The sequence below is a fragment of the Flavimobilis soli genome (genome assembly GCF_002564025.1).
In the GTDB taxonomy this organism is placed as follows: domain Bacteria; phylum Actinomycetota; class Actinomycetes; order Actinomycetales; family Cellulomonadaceae; genus Flavimobilis; species Flavimobilis soli.
Genome location: NZ_PDJH01000001.1, coordinates 355,078 through 379,714, shown reverse-complemented (window position 1 = coordinate 379,714; position 24,637 = coordinate 355,078). Strand labels below are relative to the sequence as shown.

General features: G+C 69.6%; 20 protein-coding genes. 19 read left to right on the top strand and 1 reads right to left on the bottom strand.

Annotation, left to right across the window (positions count from 1 at the left end; genetic code table 11):
• Positions 1 to 18 precede the first annotated feature (18 nt).
• The 19 genes from ATL41_RS01750 to aroC all read left to right on the top strand — a co-directional run bounded on the left by ATL41_RS01750 (position 19) and on the right by aroC (position 21,014).
• Positions 19 to 456, top strand: a complete 438-nt coding sequence (locus ATL41_RS01750) for a DUF948 domain-containing protein (protein WP_098456930.1) — start codon at positions 19 to 21, stop codon at positions 454 to 456.
• Positions 453 to 863, top strand: a complete 411-nt coding sequence (locus tag ATL41_RS01745; protein ID WP_143556550.1) for a hypothetical protein — start codon at positions 453 to 455, stop codon at positions 861 to 863. The genes ATL41_RS01750 and ATL41_RS01745 overlap by 4 nt, the downstream gene beginning before the upstream one ends.
• A gap of 69 nt (positions 864 to 932) precedes the next feature.
• A complete protein-coding gene (gene alaS, locus ATL41_RS01740; RefSeq protein WP_098456928.1) occupies positions 933 to 3,623 on the top strand; it encodes an alanine--tRNA ligase in 2,691 nt (896 codons plus the stop codon).
• Positions 3,624 to 3,654: 31 nt separating this feature from the next.
• On the top strand, positions 3,655 to 4,122 hold the full coding sequence (gene ruvX / locus ATL41_RS01735) for a Holliday junction resolvase RuvX (protein WP_098456927.1): 468 nt from the start codon (positions 3,655 to 3,657) through the stop codon (positions 4,120 to 4,122).
• 43 nt (positions 4,123 to 4,165) lie between these two features.
• The gene (mltG, locus tag ATL41_RS01730) at positions 4,166 to 5,365 is read left to right on the top strand and encodes an endolytic transglycosylase MltG (RefSeq protein ID WP_098456926.1); all 1,200 of its coding nucleotides are present in this window, start codon (positions 4,166 to 4,168) and stop codon (positions 5,363 to 5,365) included.
• Positions 5,362 to 6,222, top strand: coding sequence for a shikimate dehydrogenase (locus ATL41_RS01725; protein ID WP_098456925.1), 861 nt, complete (start codon positions 5,362 to 5,364; stop codon positions 6,220 to 6,222). Before mltG ends, ATL41_RS01725 begins: the two co-directional genes overlap by 4 nt.
• A gap of 96 nt (positions 6,223 to 6,318) precedes the next feature.
• Positions 6,319 to 7,995 carry a GspE/PulE family protein gene (locus tag ATL41_RS01720; RefSeq protein WP_098456924.1) on the top strand — a complete coding sequence of 559 codons (1,677 nt, stop codon included), beginning with the start codon at positions 6,319 to 6,321 and terminating at the stop codon, positions 7,993 to 7,995.
• A 102-nt stretch (positions 7,996 to 8,097) separates the two neighbouring features.
• Positions 8,098 to 9,822: a type IV pilus twitching motility protein PilT gene (locus tag ATL41_RS01715; RefSeq protein WP_245854552.1), complete on the top strand. Its 1,725-nt coding sequence runs from the start codon at positions 8,098 to 8,100 to the stop codon at positions 9,820 to 9,822.
• Positions 9,822 to 11,048 carry a type II secretion system F family protein gene (locus ATL41_RS01710; RefSeq protein WP_098456923.1) on the top strand — a complete coding sequence of 409 codons (1,227 nt, stop codon included), beginning with the start codon at positions 9,822 to 9,824 and terminating at the stop codon, positions 11,046 to 11,048. Before ATL41_RS01715 ends, ATL41_RS01710 begins: the two co-directional genes overlap by 1 nt.
• Positions 11,045 to 11,443, top strand: a complete 399-nt coding sequence (locus ATL41_RS01705) for a type IV pilin protein (protein WP_098456922.1) — start codon at positions 11,045 to 11,047, stop codon at positions 11,441 to 11,443. The genes ATL41_RS01710 and ATL41_RS01705 overlap by 4 nt, the downstream gene beginning before the upstream one ends.
• Positions 11,444 to 11,564: 121 nt before the next feature.
• Complete coding sequence (locus ATL41_RS13660; protein WP_098456921.1) at positions 11,565 to 11,981, top strand: prepilin-type N-terminal cleavage/methylation domain-containing protein; 417 nt, start codon at positions 11,565 to 11,567, stop codon at positions 11,979 to 11,981.
• Between the two features lie 111 nt (positions 11,982 to 12,092).
• Positions 12,093 to 13,961, top strand: a complete 1,869-nt coding sequence (locus tag ATL41_RS01695; RefSeq protein ID WP_098456920.1) for an Ig-like domain-containing protein — start codon at positions 12,093 to 12,095, stop codon at positions 13,959 to 13,961.
• Entirely contained in the window at positions 13,961 to 14,617 is a 657-nt protein-coding gene (locus ATL41_RS01690) for a PulJ/GspJ family protein (RefSeq protein WP_098456919.1), read from the top strand. The genes ATL41_RS01695 and ATL41_RS01690 overlap by 1 nt, the downstream gene beginning before the upstream one ends.
• A 2-nt stretch (positions 14,618 to 14,619) precedes the next feature.
• Positions 14,620 to 16,146 carry an RICIN domain-containing protein gene (locus tag ATL41_RS01685; RefSeq protein WP_098456918.1) on the top strand — a complete coding sequence of 509 codons (1,527 nt, stop codon included), beginning with the start codon at positions 14,620 to 14,622 and terminating at the stop codon, positions 16,144 to 16,146.
• The gene (locus ATL41_RS01680) at positions 16,143 to 16,958 is read left to right on the top strand and encodes a prepilin peptidase (RefSeq protein ID WP_245854550.1); all 816 of its coding nucleotides are present in this window, start codon (positions 16,143 to 16,145) and stop codon (positions 16,956 to 16,958) included. The genes ATL41_RS01685 and ATL41_RS01680 overlap by 4 nt, the downstream gene beginning before the upstream one ends.
• Before the next feature lie 162 nt (positions 16,959 to 17,120).
• Positions 17,121 to 18,173, top strand: coding sequence for a type IV pilus assembly protein PilM (gene pilM, locus ATL41_RS01675; protein WP_098456917.1), 1,053 nt, complete (start codon positions 17,121 to 17,123; stop codon positions 18,171 to 18,173).
• Positions 18,170 to 18,904 carry a PilN domain-containing protein gene (locus ATL41_RS01670; protein WP_098456916.1) on the top strand — a complete coding sequence of 245 codons (735 nt, stop codon included), beginning with the start codon at positions 18,170 to 18,172 and terminating at the stop codon, positions 18,902 to 18,904. Before pilM ends, ATL41_RS01670 begins: the two co-directional genes overlap by 4 nt.
• Entirely contained in the window at positions 18,904 to 19,674 is a 771-nt protein-coding gene (locus tag ATL41_RS01665; protein WP_098456915.1) for a hypothetical protein, read from the top strand. The genes ATL41_RS01670 and ATL41_RS01665 overlap by 1 nt, the downstream gene beginning before the upstream one ends.
• A gap of 122 nt (positions 19,675 to 19,796) precedes the next feature.
• Positions 19,797 to 21,014 (top strand): chorismate synthase, encoded by a 1,218-nt coding sequence (gene aroC, locus ATL41_RS01660; RefSeq protein WP_098456914.1) that lies wholly within the window; start codon positions 19,797 to 19,799, stop codon positions 21,012 to 21,014.
• Positions 21,015 to 21,087: 73 nt separating this feature from the next.
• On the opposite strand, the gene ATL41_RS01655 is transcribed toward aroC, so the two are convergent.
• Positions 21,088 to 24,606, bottom strand: coding sequence for a fibronectin type III domain-containing protein (locus ATL41_RS01655; protein ID WP_098456913.1), 3,519 nt, complete (start codon positions 24,604 to 24,606; stop codon positions 21,088 to 21,090).
• Positions 24,607 to 24,637: the final 31 nt, after the last annotated feature.

Below are 24,637 nucleotides of genomic sequence, written 5' to 3'. Positions count from 1 at the left end.
CCCACCCGAGGAGCAGAAATGATCGGAGACATCGCCGGTCTCATCGCAGCCGTGGCGTTCGTCGCGCTCGTCGGTCTGCTCGCAGTGCCGCTGCTCAAGCTCGGCCGGGTGTTCGACGAGGCGCGCGAGTCGATCAAGGAGCTCACGGACCACTCGGTGCCGATCCTGGACGAGGCCGTCGAGACGGTCTCGGGCACGAACGCCCAGCTCGCCAAGGTCGACACGATCACGACGTCGGCCGCCCAGGTCTCCGAGAACGTGTCGGCCCTCGCCGCGCTGTACTCGTCCGTGCTCGGCGGTCCGCTCATCAAGGTCGCGTCGGCTGCGTACGGCTTCCAGAAGGCCTCGAGCCGAGCATGGTCCCGCATGCGCGGCGTCGACCCCGACGACTCGCCGGCTCCCGAGCCCACCTTGCGGCCCGAGCGCGGCCGCACCGGGCGCAGGGACGCGCGATGAGGCGCCTCGTCTGGGTGGCAGTCGGCATCGGAGGCACGCTCTACGCGGTGCGCAAGGCCCAGCAGCTCCGTGAGCGCTACAGCCCGCCTGCCGTCGTCGGCCGAGCGGTCGACGACTTGGGGGAGCGCGCCAGCACGTTCGCCGAGCGGGCGCGCGCGAGCGTCGCGTCGTTCGGCGACGACCTACGCTCCGCCGCGGCGGAGCGCGAGCAGCAGCTCGGCTCGGCGCTCCTCGCGCCCGGCCAGGCCGCACCGGAGCGAGGCGCCCGGCCCTCTCGTCACGACCGGGAGCAGGCCCGCACTGCCGCCCGATGGGGTGCAGAGCCCGTCAGCGGCAGCGCTGTGCCCGGCCAGGACCCGCGGGTCGACGACGACGACGTCGACGGCGACCTGCCCTACTCCTTCTAGTCACTTCCCCCGCCTGGCGAGCGACCGTGGTCGCCGGGCCCGCACCACCACACGAATCCAGAGGACAAGATGCGTACCGCCGAGATCCGCCAGCGTTGGCTCGACTACTTCTCCGAGCGCGGCCACCACGTGGCACCGAGCACGTCGCTGATCTCGCCCGACCCCTCGCTCCTGTTCACGGTCGCGGGCATGGTCCCGTTCATCCCGTACATCATCGGAACCGAGCAGTCGCCGCACCCGCGCATCGCGAGCGTGCAGAAGTGCATCCGCACGAACGACATCGAGAACGTCGGCAAGACGACGCGTCACGGCACGTTCTTCCAGATGAACGGCAACTTCTCGTTCGGCGACTACTTCAAGGAAGGCGCGATCGACTTCGCGTGGGAGCTGCTCACCAATTCGCAGGTGGACGGCGGCTACGGCTTCGACGGCGACAAGCTCTGGGTGACCCTCTGGGACCAGGACACCGAGTCGTTCGACGTGCTCACGCGCAAGATCGGCATGGACCCGGCCCACATCGTCCGCCTGCCGCGCGAGGAGAACTTCTGGGACACGGGTCAGCCCGGCCCCGCCGGCCCGTGCGCCGAGTTCCACGTCGATCGCGGCCCCGAGTACGGCCCCGAGGCCGTCGGCGGCAACGTCGACCCGGGCGGCGACCGCTACCTCGAGGTCTGGAACCTCGTCTTCGACCAGTACCTTCGCGGCGAGGGCAAGGGCAAGGACTACCCGCTCATCCGCGAGCTCGACCAGAAGGCGATCGACACCGGTGCCGGCCTCGAGCGGCTTGCCTTCCTCATGCAGGGCAAGCAGAACATGTACGAGATCGACGAGGTCTACCCGGTCATCGCGGCGACCGAGCAGATCACCGGCAAGCGGTACGGCGCCGACACCGACGACGACGTGCGCATGCGTGTCATCGCGGACCACGTCCGCTCGTCGCTCATGCTCATCTCGGACGGCGTGCGCCCCTCGAACGAGGGCCGTGGCTACGTGCTGCGCCGCGTCGTGCGCCGCGCGGTCCGTTCGCTGCGCCTGCTCGGCGTCCAGGAGACGGCCCTGCCGGAGCTCCTCCCCGTGTCGATGGAGGCCATGAAGGCCTCCTACCCGATCCTCGAGACCGAGTTCGACCGGATCAGCCAGGTCGCGTACGGCGAGGAGGACGCGTTCCTGCGCACGCTCGCCTCGGGCACGACGATCCTCGACACGGCTGTCGCCCGCGCCAAGTCGTCGGCCGGGGGAGCGACCCCCGTCCTCGGCGGCGAGCAGGCGTTCGCGCTCCACGACACGTACGGCTTCCCGATCGACCTCACCCTCGAGATGGCGTCCGAGCAGGGCGTCCAGGTCGACGAGGCCGCGTTCCGCTCGCTCATGGCTGAGCAGAAGGCTCGCGCGCGCGCTGACGCGGTCGCGAAGAAGACCGGCCACACGGACACGGCGGCCTACGAGTCGGTGCGCACCTCGCTCGACGCGCCCGTCGAGTTCCTCGGCTACACCGACCTCACGTCCCGCTCGACGGTCGTGGGTCTCCTCGTCGACGGCGTCCCGGCGCCGACCGTCACGGCTCCGGCCGACGTCGAGGTCATCCTCGACCGCACGCCGTTCTACGCCGAGGCGGGCGGCCAGCTCGCCGACCACGGCGAGATCATGCTCGACGGCGGCGCTCGCATCGAGGTCGACGACGTCCAGGCACCCATCAAGGGCCTCAACGTCCACCGCGGTCGCCTCGTCGACGGCACCGTGACCCTCGGCGAGTCGGGCCAGGCGTCGATCGACGTCCCGCGCCGCACCGCGATCACTCGTGCCCACTCCGGGACCCACCTCATCCACAAGGCGCTCCAGGAGACGCTCGGGAAGGACGCGACGCAGGCCGGTTCCGAGAACGCTCCGAGCCGCATCCGTTTCGACTTCCGCCGGGGTCAGGCCGTGCCGGCGAGCGCGCTCGCCGAGATCGAGGAGCGCGTCAACACGCGCCTCCAGGAGAACCTCGAGGTCACCGAGCAGATCATGTCGCTCGACGAGGCCCGCGCGCTCGGCGCGATGGCCCTCTTCGGCGAGAAGTACGGCGACCGCGTGCGCGTCGTCTCGATCGGCGGCGACTGGTCGCGCGAGCTGTGCGCCGGAACGCACGTCAAGCAGTCGGGCGAGCTGGGTCTCGTGACGCTGCTCGGTGAGTCCTCGATCGGGTCCGGCGTGCGCCGCGTCGATGCTCTCGTGGGTGCTGGGGCGTACGGGTTCCAGGCCAAGGAGCGTGCGATCGTCGGCCAGATCTCCGGCATGCTCAACGCCCGTGGTGAGGAGCTGCCCGAGCGCATCTCCTCCCTCATGGCGCGCCTCAAGGAGGCCGAGAAGGAGGTCGCTGCGCTGCGCCAGAGCCAGCTCCTCGCTCGCGCCGCCGCGCTCGTCGACTCCGCGGTCGACGCGGCGGGCGTGCGGGTCGTGACGGCCGACGCCGGTGAGGTCGCGGGTGCTGACGACCTGCGCGTGCTCGCTCTCGACGTCCGCTCGCGCCTCGGTGACTCCGCCCCGGCGGCCGTGGCGGTGCTCGGCGTCGCGAACGGCCGTCCGCTCGTCGTCGTCGCGACGAACGCTGGCGCCCGCGACGCGGGCGTGCGCGCCGGTGCCCTCGTCAAGGTCGCGACCGCGGTCCTCGGCGGTGGCGGTGGCGGCAAGGACGACGTCGCGCAGGGTGGCGGCACGAAGGTCGAGGCGGGCGCCGAGGCGCTCTCCGCGATCGTCGCTGCTGTCGAGTCGCGCGGCTGAGCCGGTGAGCGGCCTCGTCCGGGGCGCCCGCATGGGCGTCGACGTCGGCTCCGTCCGGGTCGGGCTCGCCTCGAGCGACCCGGACGGGCTCATCGCCACCCCGGTCGAGACGCTCGCGCGCGCGGCCACCCCGAAGGAGCCGGGAGCAATCTCGGCAGATGTCGCGCAGATAGCGCGTGAGGTCGCCGAACGCGGTGCACAGGTGGTGTACGTTGGCTTGCCACGGCACCTCAAGGGCACCGAGGGTGCGGCCTCCGCAGCGGCGCGCGACTACGCCGCGACGCTGGCCCGTACCGTCGCACCTGTCGAGGTACGGATGGTCGACGAGCGCATGACGTCGGTCACGGCGCACCAGGCGCTGCACGCGTCCGGTCGTGCGGGCCGCAAGCACCGTGCGGTCGTGGACCAGGTGGCCGCCGTGGTCATCCTGCAGTCTGCGCTCGACGCCGAGCGAGCGTCCGGCCGGCGCGCAGGGGAGCCGGTGGAGCTCGACGGATGACACACCCGAGACGAACGACGACGAACAAGGAGGCGCACACGCTGTGAGCGACCTGTTCTCCAGCCCGGAGCAGCCGAACGTCGAGCGACGAGCGGCGGCCCCTGCTGCAGCCCCCATGACGCGTGCCCAGAGCCGGAACAACCCGGTCGCGCGGCGGCGTCGTCGTGCGCGTCGGATCCGCACCACGATCATCGTCGTCGTGACGCTCGCGCTCGTCGGCGGCGCGGGGTACTTCGTCATGAAGACGGTCCCCGGCTTCTTCGCGAAGGAGTCCGTCTCGGAGGACTACGCCGGTCCGGGGTCGGGTGAGGTCCAGGTGCAGATCGCCAAGGGTGCCTCGGGCGCCGCGATCGGAGCAGCCCTCGCGGAGGCTGGCGTGATCAAGACTCAGGCCGCGTTCACGCAGGCCATCAAGGACTACACGGCCGCGAACGGCTCCGAGCCGAACCTGCAGTACGGCACGTACAACCTCATGAAGGAGATGAGCGCCGCAGGCGCTCTCTCGGCGATGCTCGACAAGAGTAACCTCGTGCAGGACGGCGTGACCGTCCGCGAGGGCCTCACGATCGAGGCGACGATCGAGCGGCTCGCGAGCGTCACCGCGATCCCCGCCGCTGACTTCGAGAAGGCTCTCGAGGACCCCGAGGCGCTCGGCCTGCCCAAGGAGGCGGACGGCGACGTCGAGGGCTGGCTCGCACCGGCGCGCTACCCCTTCACGAACGACTCGACCGCCGAGCAGATCCTGTCGACGATGATCGCCAAGCAGGTCTCCGACCTCAACGACCTCGGCGTCAAGCTCAAGGACGCCAAGAAGGTGCTCACGAAGGCCTCGCTCGTCGAGGCCGAGGCGCCTGCCGACGGTCGCGGCAAGGTCGCGCGCGTCATCGAGAACCGCCTCGCCACCGACGAGGCGCTGCGCTTCGACTCGACGATCCACTACCTCGCGGGAGAGCGGACGTCGAACGCGACGACGACAGCGGAGCAGCGCGAGATCGACAGCCCGTACAACACGTACAAGCACACCGGGCTGCCCCCAGGCCCGATCAACAGCCCCGGACGAGCGTCCATCGAGGCCGTGCTCGACCCGCCGGAAGGCAACTGGCTGTTCTTCGTCACGGTCAACCCGACGACGGGGGAGACGTGCTTCACGGAGACGTTCGCCCAGCACCAGGAGTGCGTCGCGCAGTACCAGCAGTGGCTGCGCGACAACCCGGTGACGAAGGATCCCGAGGACGAGGAGTGAGCCGGGCAGCGGTTCTCGGCCACCCGGTCGGGCACTCGCTGTCGCCGGTGCTCCACCGGGCCGCGTACGCGGAGCTCGGCCTCGACTGGACGTACGAGGCGATCGACGTCGACGAGCACGAGCTGGCGGGCTTCGTCGCGTCGTGCGGCCCTGAGTGGGGCGGTCTGAGCCTCACGATGCCGCTCAAGCAGACGATCCTCGGGCTGCTCGACCACGTCGAACCGCTCGCCGAGGTCGTGGGAGCCGTGAACACCGTCCTGTTCCAGCCGGGAGGCTCGCGCGCGACCCTCGTCGGGGCGAACACCGACGTCTACGGGATCGTCGCCGCGCTCCAGGAGGCAGGAGTCGCCTCCGGGGACGCGCCTGCCAGGGGAGTGGTGTTCGGCGCTGGCGCCACGGCCGCCTCTGCTCTGGCTGCGCTCGGTCAGCTCGGCATCACGAGCCCCGCGGTCCACGTCCGCTCGCTCGCGCGCACGGGGACCCTCCGTCGCGCCGCGCACCGCATGGGCGTCGAACCCACGTTCCACCAGATGGACGCAGCGCTGCCCGCGATCCTCGCCGCCGACGTCGTCGTCTCGACGCTTCCCGCGCACGCCGCCGACCCGCTCGCCGAACAGCTCGTCGCTGCTGCGCCCGAGCGCCTCGGTGTGCTCCTCGACGTCGTCTACGACCCCCGTCCCTCGGCGCTCCGTGCCGCATGGGCGCCCGTCGGCGCCGTCGCCGGCGGAGAGCGCATGCTCCTGCACCAGGCCGCCGAGCAGGTGCGGCTCATGACCGGCCGGACGGCCCCGGTCGGGGCGATGTCCGCCGCTCTCGACGCTGCTCTCGAAGGACCGCGCACCGCCGACGCTGTGTGAGATTCGTGGACGTAGGTCCCAGGACTCACGTCGAGCCCCAAACACGCCGATACATCCGGGACAGGATGTGCACCAGGTCGTGAGCGAGGCAACAACATGAAGCAGCTCGGAGAGGTCCTTCTCGAGGAAGGCCTTGTCAACGAGGCGCAGCTGATGACAGCGCTCGACGAGCAGATCGTCCGAGGGTCCTCCCTCGGACGTGTGCTGGTCGAGCTGGGGATCCTCAGCGAGGACCAGCTCGTGCGCGCGCTCGCCGCGCAGGTCGGCATGGAGTTCGTCGATCTCGACGAGCACGCCGTCGACCGCCAGGCGGTGGCGCTCCTGCCGACCGCGATGTGCCGCCGGTACACGATCCTCCCGGTCGAGATCCGAGACGGCCGCATGGTTCTCGCGATGGCTGACCCGGGCAACGTCATGGCGCTCGATGACGCGCAGTCCGTCGCGCGCATGCCCGTCATCCCCGCGGTCGCGGCGCACGACAACCTCGTCCGCGGCATCGACCGCTACTGCCGCGCCGACGGTGAGATCAACGAGCTCGCCGACGCGTACGAGGAAGAGATCTCGGACGAGGTCGAGATGGACCTGTCCAACCTCGGCTCCGCGACCGAGGACGACGCACCGATCGTCAAGTACGTCAACCTCCTCGTGACCCAGGCGATCACCGACCGCGCGTCGGACATCCACATCGAGCCGACCGAGGGCGACCTGCGCGTGCGGTACCGCATCGACGGCGTCCTCCACGAGATGCAGCGCTCGCCCAAGCAGATCCAGAACGGCGTGATCTCGCGCGTCAAGATCCTCTCGGACATCGACATCGCCGAGCGGCGCAAGCCCCAGGACGGCCGCATGTCCGTCCAGCACAACGGCCGCAAGATCGACCTCCGTGTCGCGACGCTGCCCACCGTGTGGGGCGAGAAGATCGTCATGCGAATCCTCGACAACTCGACGGCGAGCCTCGACCTGCGAGACCTGTCCTTCGGCGAGGAGAACTACGAGGTCTACTCCGAGGCGTACCGCAAGCCGTACGGCATGATCCTCGTGACGGGACCGACCGGTTCGGGCAAGTCGACGACCCTGTACGCGACGCTCAACGCGGTGTCCCGCCCCGAGATCAACGTCATCACCGTCGAGGACCCGGTCGAGTACCGCCTCCCGGGCATCAACCAGGTCCAGGTCAACCCCAAGGCTGGCCTGACCTTCGCAGGCGCGCTCCGGTCGATCCTGCGTTCTGACCCCGACGTCGTGCTCCTCGGTGAGATCCGTGACCACGAGACCGCGCAGATCGCGATCGAGGCCGCGCTCACCGGTCACCTCGTCCTCTCGACGCTGCACACGAACGACGCGCCCTCGGCCGTCACGCGTCTCGTCGAGATGGGCATCGAGCCGTTCCTCGTCGGGTCGGCGCTCGACTGCGTCGTCGCGCAGCGACTCGCGCGTCGGCTCTGCGCGAAGTGCAAGGAGCCCTACGAGCCGACCGACGAGGAGCTGCTGGCCGCGAGCTTCCCGTGGGTCCCGGGCGAGCCCAAGCCGATCCTCCAGCGCGCGGTGGGCTGCTCGACGTGCTCCCGCACCGGCTACCGCGGGCGCCTCGCGCTGCACGAGGTCATGCGGGTCACCGAGGCGATCGAGCGTCACGCGGTCGCCGGGTCGTCAGCCGCCGACATCGGCCGCACCGCGGTCGAGGAGGGCATGGCCACGCTGCGCATGGACGGCTGGCGCAAGGTCATCGCCGGCGACACGACGATCGAGGAGCTCCTGCGCATCGTCGCGTGACGCAGCGTCGGCGCCCGGGACGGCCCCTCAAGGTCGGTCCGTAGCGCGCCGATAACAGGAAGTCGCACCACAGGCGTGCGGACGACGGCGAAAGGCTGAGCAGTGACCGAGGGCACCACGAACCACTACGGGATCCCGAACCCGGGCGACGACTTCCCGGCGGACTCGATCTCGTCGGTGAACGCGTTCCGGCGCGCGAGCGCCGCTCAGGGGCTACCGCCGACCGAGCTGCCCGGCTACCCGGGCGCGCAGGCCACAGGGCTCTCGCCCGCGCCCGGTTATCCGCCGGCCGCCGGTGCAGGGCTCCCGCCCGTACGCCCGAGCGAGCCCGCGCCGGGGCAGACCTTCGCGCCGCCGCCGGCCACGTACGTGCCGGGCGGCACGCAGGCGAGCTTCGGCGCACCCCAGGCCGCGCCCGTGTCACCTGTGGCTCCGCCGTCGGCCGCTGCTCCGCAGCGGGTGCCCACGTACGCCGCTCCCGCTCAGTTCTCGCCGTCGGCCGCGGCGAACGCGCCGCAGGCTCCGGTCGCTCCGCAGGCTCCGGCGGGGCCCGCCGCCGCGGCACCGCAGGCATCCGTCTCGCCGACTCGTCCGAGCGCCGAGGCCGCGACACGTCGCGCGCCGGCGGAGGCTCCCGGGACCGTCAACGCCGGACGCCTCGGCATGGTCCGAGCCCACGAGAACGACGTCCAGATCGAGGCGCTGCTGCGAGCGATGCACGGAGCGGGAGCGTCCGACCTCCACCTGACCGCGGGCGCCTACCCGATGATGCGTCGCCACGGCGCTCTCCAGCCGATGGAGGAGTTCGGCCTCCTCGACGGTGCGATGCTCCAGCGCGTGCTCTACTCCGTGCTGAACATGCGCCAGCGTGAGCGGTTCGAGGCAGAGCTCGAGCTCGACTTCTCGTACCAGGTGCCCGACCTCGCCCGGTTCCGCGTGAACTTCTACAAGCAGCGTGAGCAGATGGGTGCGGCTTTCCGAACGATCCCGTTCGAGATCAAGCCGCTCGAGGCGCTCGGGGTGCCCGCCGTCGTCGCGAACTTCGCCGGCCTCCCGCGCGGTCTGGTGCTCGTCACCGGACCGACCGGCTCGGGAAAGTCGACCACGCTCGCGTCGATCATCGACCTGGCGAACCGCACCCGGCCGGACCACATCATGACGGTCGAGGACCCGATCGAGTTCCTGCACACGCACAAGCGCGCGATCATCAACCAGCGCGAGGTCGGGGCGGACACGCAGAGCTTCGCGAACGCCCTCAAGCACGTCCTGCGTCAGGACCCCGACATCATCCTCGTCGGTGAGATGCGCGACCTCGAGACGATCTCCGTCGCGCTGACCGCCGCCGAGACCGGTCACCTGGTCTTCGCGACGCTGCACACGCAGGACGCCGCGCAGACGATCGACCGCATCATCGACGTGTTCCCGCCCGAGCAGCAGGGACAGGTGCGCACGCAGCTCGCCGGCGCACTCCAGGGCGTGGTCTCGCAGACGCTGTGCCGTCGGTCTGACGGCCCGGGCCGCGTCGTCGCGACCGAGGTCATGCTCGCGACGCCCGCGATCCGCAACCTCATCCGTGAGGGCAAGACGCACCAGATCTACTCGTCGATGCAGGCCGGCTCGCAGCAGGGCATGCACACGATGGACCAGCACCTCGCGGAGCTCACGCGCAGCGGCCGGATCTCCTACGAGACCGGTCTCGAGAAGTGCCACAACCTCGAGGACTACAACAAGCTGACCGGCCGCGCGTCCGCCTCCGGCGCTGGCGCGGGCCTCGCGAACGCCAACATGGGTGGCGCCGACTTCCAGAGCAAGAACAGGACCGTGTGATGGCCGAGGCCAAGACTTACGACTATGTGATCCGCGACCGGGCGGGCAAGCTCGTCAAGGGCCGGATCGAGGCGGGCAGCGAGAGCGCGGTCGCCGCGAAGCTCAAGTCGATGGGCGTCGCCCCTCTGTCGATCAACGAGGTCCGCAACACGGGTCTCCAGCGGGAGATCAAGATCCCCGGCTTCGGCGACGGGGTCAAGCTCAAGGACCTCGCGATCATGGCGCGCCAGCTCGCCACGATGATCAACGCGGGTCTCTCGCTGCTGCGCTCGGTGTCGATCCTCGCGGAGCAGACGGAGAACAAGAACCTCGCGCGCGTCCTCGGCGAGGTGCGCAGCGACATCGAGACCGGTGTCTCGTTCTCGGCGTCTCTCGGCAAGCACCCGCAGATCTTCCCGCCGCTCATGCTCAACATGGTGCGCGCGGGCGAGGTGGGCGGCTTCCTGGACCAGGTCCTGCTGTCGGTCGCTCAGAACTTCGAGGACGAGGTCAAGCTCCGCGGCAAGATCAAGTCGGCGATGACCTACCCGGTGGTCGTGTTCGTCATCGCGATCCTCGCGACCGCCGGCATGCTGCTGTTCATCGTGCCGATCTTCGCCGACATGTTCACGGACATGGGCGGTGACCTCCCGGTGCCGACGAAGATCCTCATGGCGATGTCGGACGGCCTCAAGGTCGGTCTGCTGCCCGGCCTCGTCGTCCTCGGCGCAGCGTCGTGGTGGTGGGGCCGGCACAAGCACGACCGCTCGGTCCGCGAGCTGCTCGACCCGTGGAAGCTCAAGGTGCCCGTCTTCGGCTCTCTCTTCCAGAAGATCGCGGTCGCGCGCTTCACCCGCAACCTCGGCGCGATGCTCCACGCCGGTGTCCCGATCCTCCAGGCGCTCGAGATCGTGGGCGACACGGCGGGCAACGTCGTGATCGAGCACGCGGTCTCCTCGATCCAGGAGTCGGTCCGCCAGGGACAGTCGCTGACGGGCCCGCTCTCGGAGCACGAGGTCTTCCCGGCCATGGTCGTGCAGATGATGGCGGTCGGTGAGGACACCGGTGCGCTCGACACGATGCTGGAGAAGATCGCCGAGTTCTACGACCAGGAGGTCGAGGCCACAACCGAGGCGCTGACGAGCCTCATCGAGCCGCTCATGATCGTCGTCCTCGGCTCGATCATCGGTGGCATGGTCATCGCGATGTACATGCCGATCTTCGGCGTGTTCGACCTGATCCAGTGAGACTGCTGCGCGGCGACGGGGGTTTCTCCCTCGTCGAGCTGCTCGTCGTCATCGCGATCATCGGGGTGCTCTCCGCGATCGGGATCGGCGTGTTCATGGGCCAGCGGGCCAGGGCGGTCGACGCGAGCGTCAAGAGCGACCTGCGGACGGTCGCGACGGTCGTCTCCGGGATGCTCGCGGACGGCGTGCCCGTCGAGGCGTCGTCGTTCGGCGCAGACGTCCGGGTCACTCCCGGCAACGGCGTCGCCGTGCACGTGGTCGGCGACAGCTTCTGCCTCGTCGGCCGGGCGGTGACGGGCACGCGGGGGACGCAGAGCTGGGTGTTGGACGGCGAGGGCCTGCGTGACCGAGCCGTCAGCTCGTGCCCGGGGTCCGCGATCGTCGAGATCACCTGACCGTTATGAATTCGTGATCTCTAGCGCTCAAGGCCCGCCCGCGTCCTACCGATAGCCGTTCTGCACATCGTTCCGACGGTGGCGCAACTCACTTTCACCTGAACACGAAAAGAGGCCGGGCATGATCGCTCGCGTGCAGAAGTCCATGCAGGAGAAGGACAAGGGTTTCACCCTCATCGAGCTCCTCGTCGTCATCATCATCATCGGTATCCTCTCGGCGATCGCGATCCCGGTCTTCCTGAACCAGCGCAAGAAGGCCATCGACGCGGGCATCAAGTCGGACATCCGCACGATCGCCAACGAGATGGAGACGTTCTACGTCGACAACCAGACGTACGTCGGCGCCGTCACGGTCAACGGTGACACCGTCACGCTCAACGGTGTGACCGGTACCGGCAACACCGTCACCCTCTCCGACGAGGACACGGTCATCACCGTCGCCCCGACCGCTGAGGACTTCGTCATCACCGGTCAGAACACCACGAAGGGCACGGGCACGACCTTCACGTACAACAGCGCGGCCGGCGGCCTGCAGTGATCCAACCCGCTGCCCAGCCTCCGCGCTGAGCAGCAACCGCACTGGGGATCAAGCCTTTCGGTTTGGTCCCCAGTGCGGCGTCTCGACCCGAACGACGACGGAGAGAAACCGATGCGGCGCAACCAGATCTCGAAGAGCGACGAGGGCTTCTCCCTCATCGAGGTGATCGTCGCGCTCTTCATCGTCGGCATGGTCGCTGCAGCAGTGCTCGTCTTCTTCATGCGCGGCTCGAGCACCGCCTCGCACCTCCAGCGCACGCAGAACTCCGCGTCCGTCGCGACGCAGGCCATGGAGAAGGTGCGGTCGGTCTACCCGCGCGCTTCCTCGCCGGGCGGCACGACACCCCTCGTGATCGGCCGCACGAAAGCAGCGGTCAACGCCGCGTTCTCGACGGTCGCCGCACTCGACCCGGACCTCGTCGCCGAGACGAACCAGCTCTGGGACCCGATCGCCACGGGTGGTGGGACGGTCACGCTCCCGATCTCGCACGAGGTCCGGGTCTCGGACATGAAGTACGACGTGACCACGCTCATCGGGAGCTGCTACCGCGCGAAGAGCGCCTCGGCGAGCGACACCACCTGCGTGCGCGTCAACCCGGGCGCCGCGTACACGCTCGTCTACCGCGCGATCGTCGCCGTGGCGTGGGACCCCGGCATGGCGAAGTGCGGTGGCGACGGTTGCTTCTACACGATGACCTCGCTCATCGACCCGACGAGCGACGCGGTCTGGAACGTCTCGACCGCGCCCGTCGCGAACGACGACTCGATCGACTCGGTTGCTGGTGGTCCCTCGCTGCCCGTCGAGATCCTCAAGAACGACGTCATCGTCTCGACGCGCTCCAACCCGACGACCATCACCTCGCCGCCCTCGAAGGGCACGGCGACCGTGATCACGTCCGGCACCAACATGGGCGCGATCACCTACACGCCGCCCGCGAACTACTCGGGCATCGTCACGTTCCGGTACAAGCTCCGCGACGCCCAGGGCCGCAACTCGAACGAGGCCACGGTGACGGTGCTCGTCTACCCGGCTGCTGTCGACGACACAGGCGCCAGGGTCGGCGCCGGATCGAGCGCGTCGATCGACGTGCTCGCGAACGACCTGGGAACGGACCTGCGCCCGGAGATCATCGAGCAGTCGCCCCGCGGCCACGCGACCGTGAACCCGGACGGCACGATCCAGTTTGCCGCCGACCCCTCCGCGCCGGTGGGCAACACGACCTTCAAGTACCGCGTCGTGACGACGGTCGAGCTCGACGACGGCACCATGGATCTGTGGAGCGACAACCCCGCACAGGTGCCGGGCCGCACGGGCACGGTGACCGTACGCATCGGCACCGCGGTCGCTGCCAACGACGCGGAGTTCATCGTCGACGGCCAGGGGTCGACGACCTCCAACGTCACGCTCGACGTCCAGAACGCCGCGGGCGGCTCCGCGAGCAACAAGGTCGTCATCCTCTCGGGCCCGACCCGTGTCGACGCGACCGGGACCGGCGCCACGACCCTCACGGGCTCGGGGACGACGACCATCCGGTTCAAGCCCGCTGGCAACACCGTCGGCGTCTACACGTTCACGTTCCAGCTCGAGACAGCCGCAGGGGACCGCTCCGAGACGCAGACGGGCACGATCCTCGTGGTGCCCGTGGCGAAGAACTACACGTACACCACCACCGTCAAGGGCGCCACGACGGCGAACGTCTCCCCGCTGACGGGCAACATCCCGAACGCGGCAAACTCCCGTGTGACCTACGCGGTCGCCTCGGCCCCGACGTGCACCCGCACCTCGGGCAGCGGCAACCCGACGGTCGGTGTCACGCTCTCGAACGCGACGAACGGCACGTTCGCCTTCCGGACGACGTCGATCCAGAGCAACTGGCGCGGCAGCTGCACGTTCACGTACACCGTCACCTACACCGGTGGGGGCCAGACGTGGACGAGCGCACCGGCTACCGTGACCCTGAACAACGTGAGGGGCAGCTGATGGACCGCCACAACGACGAGCGTGGGCTGCTGCGTGGGGACAGCGGAGTCACGCTGACCGAGCTCCTCGTGGCCCTCGGGGTGTTCACGGCCGTGATCGCCGTGTTCATGGCCGGGGTCGTCACCATGACGAAGAACACCGCCCGCGCGGTGTCGGTGAGCGACACCGGTTCGGTCGTGCGCACGGTGTTCCAGCGCATGGACAAAGAGGTTCGCTACGCCTCGTCGATCAACCGGCCAGGCAAGGGTCCCTCAGGGGCGTACTACGTCGAGTACCTCATCCAGGTCGTCGAGGGCGGCAAGCCGCAGCGCTGCATCCAGTGGCGCGTCACGGCAGACCGGAAGCTCCAGCGCCGCGAGGCAACCGGGCCCTCGGGGAGCGGGGCTACGGGCTGGTACACGTTCAGCGACGGTGTGCGCAACGACCTGAACGTGCCGGCGCAGCTGCCGTTCCGGTTCTCACCTGCGGACAACGTCTACGCCAACCAGCGGCTGAAGGTCGTCCTCGAGGTCGCGCCGAACGCTAGCCAGACGGGCTCGGGGCTCGAGACGGAGTTCGTCGCGCGCAACACGTCGAGCTCGTCGACGACGAACGCCGACCTCGACGACGATGGCCGCAGCGACATCATGACCTGCACGGGGATGGGACGAGACTGACGATGACCTGGTTCAGAACGCGCGAGCGCCGGGACGACGGCTACGCGATGCCCACCGCGATCCTGATCATCATGGTCTGCGCCGCGGTCAGCGTCCTCCTGCTCGGCGTCATCACCGCGCAGATCAAGCCCACCCTCTTCGCCGCGAAGAACAGCCGCACGATCGCCGCCGCGGAAGCAGGGGTCGACGCGAGCCTGACCGTCCTGCGCTCCGCGCGGATGATCGACCCGATCTCCGGCACCGAGCTCGGCGACCCGCGCAAGCTCCCGTGCACGCTCTCCGGGCCGGTCGACGGCAGCACCGGATACACCTACCGCGCGACGATCCAGTATTACGACGCCGACCCCTCGAACCAGACCCCCGCGTGGCGCGCGGCCAACGCCAAGACGTGCACACCCGGGAACGGGCTGGCGGCAGCCCCGATGTACGCGGTCATCTCCTCCGAGGGCCTCGGTGACGGCATTCCCGGGCTGGCGACGACGGCGGGCGATCGCACCCTGGAGACGATCTACACGTTCCAGCTCACCAACGACAACGTCGAGGGCGGAGCGATCTACTCGTTCGGGCTCGGGTTCTGCCTCGAGGCCAGCGGCACGACCTCCGGCTCGACCATCAAGTACGTCCCTGCCGAGGTGTGCCGCACGGATGACCCCCTGCGCATGTGGTCCTGGCGCGACGACTACTCGATCCACCTCTCCGTCACGGACACCCCCGGCTACGTGCCGATGTGCATCCAGGGACGCCCCGCGTCAGGGGCCGAAGACGCGAAGCTCGCACCCTGCAACGGGGACACCCGCCAGCTCTTCTCCTGGGAGGGTGGCGCCGTCTGGAAGGTGCAGAACGCGAGCAAGACGGGCAACTCCAACTTCTGCCTCGGCACCGGATCGAACTCGACCGCGCCCGCAGACGGTGTCCGCCTCCGGGTCGGCTCGTGCGGATCCAACACAGCCTGGTCGTCCTTCGACCCCGACTCTCGCGTCGGCGCCGGCGCGGCCTCGAAGGCCACCAACCAGATCGTCAACTACCTCGAGTTCGGTCGCTGCACCGACGTCACCGACGAGAACACCGGCAGCTCTTTCATGATCGTGTACCCGTGCAAGCAGGACCCCTCGGGACGCGGTCTGCTCTACTGGAACCACGAGTGGTTCTACAACGAGCCTGCCGACCTGCGCGGTTCTACAGCCGCCCAGCAGGTCCGTGTCTACTACAACAAGAACCGCACTGCGTCGAACACGTACTGCATGAAGACGCCTTCGCCGTCCGCCAACCCGGCCTACGTCACTCTCGTGCTCTGCAGCGCGGGTGGCGCCGACCTCAACTGGTCACGTACGGCAGATGCTGGCTCGTGGAAGGACAGCTGGACCTTCAAGGACCGCTACGGGCGCTGCCTCGCGCTCGGCGACAAGTACAACGCCCTGTGGTCCAAGATGACGGTCGCCGAGTGCAACGGCGAGTCCGAGCAGAAGTGGAACGCGCCCCCGCTCGAGCAGTCGGCCACGCTCAGCGACTACCGGGAGATCGACGGGTGAGCCTCGTCGCGCTCGACCTGTCCGACGGCTACGTCGCCGGGCTCGCGCTGGCCATCGCGACGCTCCTCGGGCTCGCGATCGGCTCGTTCCTCAACGTCGTCGCGTGGCGTGTGCCTCGTGACGAGTCGGTGCTGCACCCCCCGAGCGCCTGCCCGGCGTGCCACGCCCCGATCCGGCGTCGGGACAACGTCCCCGTGGTCTCGTGGCTCCTCCTGCGTGGGCGTTGCCGAGACTGCGGGGAGCCGATCTCGCGCCGCTACCCGCTCGTGGAGATCGCGACGGCCGCGGTGTTCGTGGCCGTCACGCTCCACTTCGGGATCAGCTGGGCGTTGCCCGCGTACCTCTACGTCGGCGCGATCTCGGTCGTCCTCACGCTGATCGACATCGACGTGCACCGGCTCCCCGACACGATCGTCCTGCCCTCCTACGGGGTCGTCGGCGCCCTGCTCGTGGTCGCGAGCTGGGGCGCGGGGGACTGGTCGGCGATGTGGCGGGCGCTCCTCTGCGGAGCGATCCTCTTCGTCTTCTACTTCGCCGTTCTCGTCGTGTACCCGTCCGGCATGGGTTTCGGCGACGTCAAGCTCTCGGGCGTGCTGGGGATGGCCCTCGGCTGGCTCGGGTGGGGCCCGTTCGTCGTCGGTGCCTTCGGGGCGTTCCTGCTGGGCGGAGTCTTCTCGGCCGTCCTCATCGCGACACGACGTGCCGGCCGCAAGTCGGGCATCCCTTTCGGTCCGTGGATGATCGGCGGTGCCGCGCTCGGGGTGCTCGTCGGCGCGCCGCTGTGGGACGCCTACCTCGGGCTCATGCTCTGACGACGGTCGCCGCAGCGCGCACACGGGCACAGACGTACCGGAAGCCGCTCAAGGTTCGAGCCGGCTCTGCCGATTCACCTACAGGCACCCCTCGGAGCCGGCCACGCAGGCCGGGTCCAGGCGCCTGCAACGACATCAATACCCTCGCCCTGAGGAGGACGTGTGGCTAAGAAGCGAGCGATCGGGCTCGACATCGGTACGAGCGCGGTACGCGCCGCCGAGATCGAGTTCGGGTCCGGTCGGTCCGGAGCGACCCTCGTGAAGTACGAGGAGCTGCCGCTGCCGGTCAACGTCATCCGCGACGGCGAGGTCGCCGACCAGCAGATCGTCGCCTCGGCTCTCAAAGAGCTGTGGGCGAAGGCCAAGTTCGGCTCCAAGGACGTCATCGTCGGCGTCGGCAACCAGCGCGTGGCCGTCCGCGAGCTGTCCCTGCCCTGGCTCCCGATGACCCAGCTGCGGCAGTCGTTGCCGTACCAGGTCCAGGACATGCTGCCGATGGCGACCGACGATGCGCTCCTCGACTTCTACCCGACCGACGAGATCGACGGGCAGAACGGGCGCACGCTGGACGGGCTGCTCGTCGCGGCCGCCAAGGACACGGTCGCCGCCAACCTGCTCGCCGTGGAGGCGGCCGGTCTGCGGCCCGTGATGGTCGACCTCAACGCCTTCGCCCTCCTGCGCGGCATGACCCGTGGCCGGCTCGGCTCCCAGACGGTCGCGCTCGTCGACATCGGCGCCCGCATCACCAACGTCGTCGTGGTCGAGGCGGGGGTCCCACGCTTCGTCCGCGCGCTGCCCTCGGGCGGCCAGGACGTGACCGACGCCGTCGCGCGGACGCTCGGAGCCTCGAACCAGGACGCCGAGCTGCTCAAGCGCGACATCGGCGTGGGTATCGCGGTCCCGCCGGAGTACCGTGAGACCGCGGAGTCGGTCCTGCACATCACGCACAACCTGCTCGAGTCCGTCCGCGGCTCGTTCTCCTACTTCAACTCCCAGCGCAACCGTCACATCGACGTCATCGCGCTCACCGGCGGAGGAGCCAAGCTTCCTGGTCTCGGCCAGCTGCTCGCCAGCTCCACCCGTCTCAACGTCCAGCTCGGCGACCCGCTCGAGGCGCTCGAGGTGTCGAAGGCGATCGGTGGGCGCGAACGCTTCACCGGCCGTGAGTCGACGATGGCGCTGCCGCTGGGTCTCGCGATGGGGGTGGCCGCATGAGCCTCTTCGAGAAGAGCAAGACGAGCTCTGCTCAGCCGACCAAGTCCGCCGCCAAGGTCAAGACGGGCAAGGGTGCGCTCGGCGCGCCCCTCCTGCCGCAGGTCGACCTGCTCCCCGCCGAGATCCGGGCCGGGCGCGGCTTCGCACGCGTCAAGCGCATGCTCGCGGGCGTCGTCGTCCTCGCTCTGCTGAGCGCGGGCGGCATGTACCTGTTCGTGCAGGACCAGAACACGCGCGCCGACGACCACCTCGCGAACGCGCAAGACACCGCGACGCGTCTCGCCCGCGAGAAGGCCCAGTACGGCGAGGTCACCGCTGTGCTCGCGGCCATCAACCAGACGCAGACCGCTCGCATGCTCGGCATGGCGACCGAGGTGTCGTGGAAGTCCTACCTCGACGCGATCACCGCCGTCCTGCCCGACGACGTCACGATCACCATGTTCGAGGTCACGAACGGTTCGCCGACCGCTCCGCTCGTCGCGGGTGCTGACCCGTTGTCGACGCCCGGCGTGGGCACGGTCGTGTTCGTCGCGCACTCGCCGACCCTGCCCAAGGCGTCCGACTGGCTCGACGGCCTCGAGTCGATCCCGGGCTTCTCGGACCCGACGCTGCAGGAGTCGCGTGTCGACGCGGTCGACGCTGAGCCGTACTACGAAGTCACGTCCACGATCCAGGTCGGGGCCGAGGCGCTCGCCGGACGTACGTTCGGTCTTGAGGGAGGAAGCAACTGATGGGCGCAGCCAAGCAGAGCAGCTGGATCGTCGGGACGATCCTCCTGAGCGCTGTCATCCTCCTCGGCACCTGGTTCCTCCTCGCCAAGCCTGTCTACGACACGGCACAGGAGACCGAGGCGCAGGCCGTCGAGCAGGACAACAAGAACGACACCGAGCGCAAGAAGATCGCGGTCCTGAAGAAGCAGTTCGAGGAGATCGACGTCTACCGGGCGCAGCTTGCGGAGCTGCGCGCGCAGATCCCGATGACGCTCGACCAGGCCCAGCTCCAGCGTGAGCTCTCGGACATCGCGGACGAGCACGACGTCGTCATCGCGTCGCTGAGCCTCTCGGCGTCGACCGAGGTCACGCTCGGCGGCGACTCCGGCACCACGACGACCGACCCGGGCACGGACGAGCCGGGAGCGGCCGAGGCTGCTCCGGCTCCCGCGGCGACGCCGGGCGTCGGGGTGACCGGCATGTACGCCGTCCCCGTCTCGATCGAGCTGCAGGGCGAGTACAAGGACGTCATGGCCTTCGTGGACGACCTGCAGACGACGGAGGAGCGTCTGATGCTCGTGCTCGGCCTGACGGGTAACGCGATGGAGGACACCGAGGAGAACGCGGGCCTGCCCGCTCGCAAGGCCGGGGACCTGTCGCTCGTGCTCTCGGGCCAGGTCTACGTCCTCGAGGACAAGTTCGACACGGCGCAGTACGCGCCCGCCGCCGAGGTGCCGACAGAGCTCCCGAAGCCGAAGTCCGGCGCGAACCCCTTGACGGTCGTGAAGTAGCCGCACGTGGGTCACGGAGGGCGTCGCCGCAGTCATCCTGCGGCGGCGCCCTCCGTCGTCGGAGACGGTCCGCACTGCGGTCAGGACCGCTCGCACGTCCCACCACGTGGAAGGATCGGACCATGCTTCGTTGGTTGACGTCCGGAGAGTCGCACGGCCCCGCACTGGTGGGGATGATCGAGGGTCTGCCCGCGGGTGTGGAGGTGCGGACCGCAGACATCCAGGAGGCCCTCGCACGCCGCCGCCTCGGTTACGGCCGTGGCGCTCGCATGAAGTTCGAGCAGGACGAGGTCCGTGTCCTCGCGGGCCTGCGGCACGGGCTCACGCAGGGCGGTCCGCTGGCGATCGAGATCGGCAACACCGAGTGGCCCAAGTGGGTCGACGTGATGGCTGCCGACCCTGTCGACCCCGCTGCGCTCCAGGTGGACGCGGGTACGGGGGACGCGCGGGAGATCGCGCGCAACCGTCCTCTGACCAGGCCGCGTCCCGGCCACGCAGACCTCGTCGGCATGCGCAAGTACGGTTTCGACGACGCCCGACCGGTGCTCGAGCGCGCGTCCGCGCGCGAGACCGCGGCCCGCGTCGCGCTCGGCGTGGTCGCGGCCCGCTTCCTCGAGCAGGCTGCGGGCATCACGCTCGTCTCGCACGTGACGTCGATCGGTCCGGTCGCGGTGCCCGACGGTGCCCCGGCCCCCACACCTCAGGACGTCGCGGCGCTGGACGCGGACCCCGTGCGCTGCTTCCACGCGGAGACCAGCGCGGCGATGGTCGCCGAGATCGATGCGTGCCACAAGGACGGCGACACCCTCGGTGGAGTCGTCGAGGTGCTCGGCTACGGCATCCCCTCGGGGCTGGGCACGTACGTCCACTCCGACCGGCGCCTCGACGCGCGCCTCGCCGCAGCGATCATGGGGATCCAGGCGTTCAAGGGCGTCGAGATCGGTGACGGCTTCCGCACGGCCGCACGGCGCGGGTCGCAGGCGCACGACGAGATCGTGCCGGGTGACGACGGACGCCTCGAGCGTCTGTCGAACCGGGCCGGGGGAGTCGAGGGCGGCATGTCGAACGGCGAGGTCCTGCGTGTGCGCGGTGCCATGAAGCCGATCTCGACGGTGCCCCGCGCGCTGCGGACGGTCGACGTGGCGACGGGCGAGGTGGCCAAGGCACAGCACCAGCGCTCGGACGTGTGCGCCGTCCCGCCGGCTGCGGTCGTCGCCGAGGCGATGGTCGCGCTCGTGCTGGCAGAGGCGGTCCTGGAGAAGTTCGGCGGGGACTCGGTCGCGGAGACGCGCCGCAACGTGCAGGCGTACCTGGACGCGATCCCCGAGACGTTGCGCTGAGCTGTCGGGCCTCACGGTCCACGGACGACGAAGGGGCGGGACCGCAGCGCGGTCCCGCCCCTCTCGCGTGCGCCTACTTGACGACGACGACGGCCGAGCTGCTCTTGGCCCCCGTGCCGAGCGCGTTCTTCGCGTACACGCGGAAGTAGTAGGTCTTCTTGGACTTGGCCTTCTTCCAGGTGTAGGACTTCTTGGTCGTCGACTTCAGCGTCTTCCAGCTCTTGCCGTTGGTCGAGTACTGGAGCACGTAGGACTTGACCTTGGAGCCGTTGGCCGGTGCCGCCTTCCACGTGACCTTGACGGTCTTCTTCTTGGTCGACCGCGCCTTGATCGTCGTCGGGGCGAGCGGCTTGCCCGCGGGCGTGACGACCGCCGAGGCGGAGGCGGGGCTGTTGCCGACGCGCGACGTCGCGACGATCCGCACCTCGGTCTTGCGACCGTTGGCGAGGTTCGTGACGGTCGCGGACCGGACGGTGGCCGCCACCCGCGTGGGGCGCCAGGCCGACCATGTGCCGCCCGAGTACGACCGCGTCTCGACCTGGTATCCCGTGATACCCGCGGAGCCTGCGGAGACCGGAGCGCTCCACGTGACCTTGAGCTTGCGGTCCCCGCGCGTCACCTTGCCCAGGCGCGGAGCAGACGGGGAGGTGTCAGCGGTCCGCGCTGTCGCGGAACGGCTCCACGCGCTCTGGCCCTGCGAGTTCGCCGCCGCGACCTGCACGGCGTACGTGGTTCCCGGCTTGAGCCCGGTGAGCTTCTTCGTGGTCGCGGAGCCGACGACGACGCTCGTCCAGGCGGGGTCGAGACCGTCGGCCCGCGCCACGCCGTACCGCAGGACGTAGCCCGGCGCGACGGAGCTGCCGCGGGCGACGCCCGCAAGATCGGTCCAGCTCGCGGTGACCGACGCGGGAGCGGCGGTAAGGCGGAGCCCGGACGGCGTGCCGGGCGCGGTGACGACCGTGAGGACGCCGTCGCGGGCCGTCGTGGCGAGCACGGGGCGCATGCTGGACGTGCTCAGCACGGGCGGGACCGCGCGGACGTCGAACGAGTACGACGTGCCGTAGACGAGCGGCGTGGTCGGCGTGTAGGAGAGCGACGTCGTCTCGACCGGGCGAACTCCCGCGAGGCCTCGCGTGCTGTCAGCGACCCGGACGAGGTAGCGCGACGCACCGGGTACGGCGCTCCACGAGATGGTTGCCGTGCCAGCGGCAGCACCTGTGATCGTCGGCTTGGAGACAGGCACCGTGCTCTGGGGGACCGTGAACCGTCCCGTCTCGGAGGCGAGGGAGTCGTTGTTGTAGCGGTCGCGCGCCTTGACGGACCACTCGTAGGTGGTGCCCGGTACCAGGTTGGTCGCGGTCACGGCACGTGCCTTCGACGTGAGCGTGGTTGTGCGGGACTCGGTCGTCGCGCGCAGCGTGACGACGTAGCTCTCAGCGCTCACCGCGCTCGACCAGGACAGCGTGGCACTCGTCCCGCTCGCGCTCGGAACCGCCCTGAGGTTCGTGGCACCCGTCCCGCCGACCGTGAACGGCGTGCGGGGGGAGAGCTGTGCAGCCTTGCCGACCGGGTCGAGCACGGCCCAGTCGAACTCGTACTGGCCGGTCGCGAGCGGGGTCATGCTGAAGGAGCTTGCCGTGTGCCCGGAGTACGAGGCCGCAGCGACGACCATGGGCTGGTCGACGCGCAGTTCCTTGTAGACCTGGCTCGAGCCGCGCTGGTAGATCGCGACGTAGTAGCCACGGCTCGCCCCGCCCAGAGCGTCGGCCGGGGTGGGTGTGAGCTTGAGGAGCTGCGCACCCGCCCGGTCGACGACCGTCCCCGCCGCCGGGGTGGGGGCGGTGCGCTTGAACGACGTCGTGCCGGACGTGGGCACGAGCTCCGCCCACTGGTCGGGCTTGTCGATGTCACCCGAGGCCGCGTACACGATCACCGTGTAGGCGTCCTCCGAGGACGTCGTGCGGTTGAGCTCGAAGACCCCCGTCGTGCGCACGTTCGCCGTCGTCGTGCGGACCTGGCCGATCGGGTTGGACAGGTTTGCGTCCGCGTAGAACTTCACGATGTAGCCGACGGCGCCGGGGACCGGGGTCCACTCGAGGAGCGGGCTCACCTCGGTCATGGGCGTCTGTGGCTGCGTCACGATCGCCGTCAGAGCAGACGGCGTCGTGCGGGCGGACTCGGGCACGCGGAAGTAGTGCGCCTGCGACTCGATGACCGTGGAGACCGTCTGGTTGACGGTCGAGTGGAAGGCGCCCGTGTCGGCGGCGGACATGTTGATCGCGCGCACCTTCGCGAGGTAGAGGTCGTCGCCGGGGGCGATCATGTGCGTGCGCTTCGAGTTCCAGAGGCACGGGGACGACGAGGCGAGCTTGTTCGGCTGCGCGGTCGAGGCGGTCGCGACGATCGTCGCCGAGTTCGTGGCGGTCTTGCAGGTGAGCTTCTCGAGGGTCCCGGTGACCTGCCGGGTGACCTCGACCTCGTAGTAGGTCGCGCGCGGCACGGCCTCCCACTCGAGCCGGAACCGGTCGAAGTCGAGGTCGGTGGGCCGGGTGGGGTCGGTCGAGATGTTGGTGAACTTCGGCTCCGCCGTCAGCGGGTCCGTCATGCCGTCGCCGACGACGGACGCCGCGTCCTTGCTCATGCGCTTGGAGAACTGCCGGGCGTCAGACCACACGAGCGTGCCCTGCGGGTTCTTCGCCCCGACCCGCCAGTAGTACGTCGTGCTGGGAAGGACGTGGACCGGCGTGAACACCGTGCCGGTCACCTCGACGTCGACGGTGATCGTGGACGAGGGGAAGTTCGGGTCCTGGCTGAGCTGGAAGCGGTAGGCGCTCGCGCCGTCGACCTTGGACCACCGGAACTCGGCGTCGTTGAGGAACGACTGGTCTGCCGGCGCCTCGAGGACCGGTCGGCCGCTCGCGGCGGGCCACACGACCGTGAACGCTCGTGCGGCGCTCTCCGTCCCTGCCACGTCCGAGGAGAAGGACGGCAGCGGGAAGCGGGGCGTGACCCACCACTCGTAGTCCCCGTCGACGAGGAGCGGCGGGGTGTAGGTCGTGTCGGTGACCTTGACCGTCGTCGCGGAGGACGAGCCTGCGGTCGCGTAGGTGAGCTCGTAGGACGAGGCCCCGGGGACCGCGGCCCACGTGAAGGTCACGGGAGCGGGGTAGGTCACGGTTGCTCGGTCAGCGGGAGCGGTGAGCGTCGTGGTCGGCGCCTGCGCGCGCACGAAGCTCTTCACGGTGGCGGCCGTGGGATCAGCGTTCACCCCCTGCGGCACGACGCGCCAGAACAGCTCGCGGTCGCCGTTCGTCCCCCAGAGCGGGGTCGTCGGGACCCAGCGGAGCGCCGTCGTCGTGACGGAGTCGACGACGGAGCTGCCGAACCCCTCCGTCTCGGCGATCTCGACCTTGTACGACGTGGCGCCGGCGACCGGCTTCCACTGAAGCACGATGTCGCCGGTGCGCTGCGTGGAGGTGTTCTGGGTGTCGATCGTGGCGGTCGGTGCTGCGGACGCGCTCGGCGCGCCCGCCAGCAGGCCGAGCACGAGGAACGCGGTCGTCGCCCCGGCGACGATCCGTGGTGCACGCATGGTTTCCCCTTGGTGGATGTGACGGTACGCA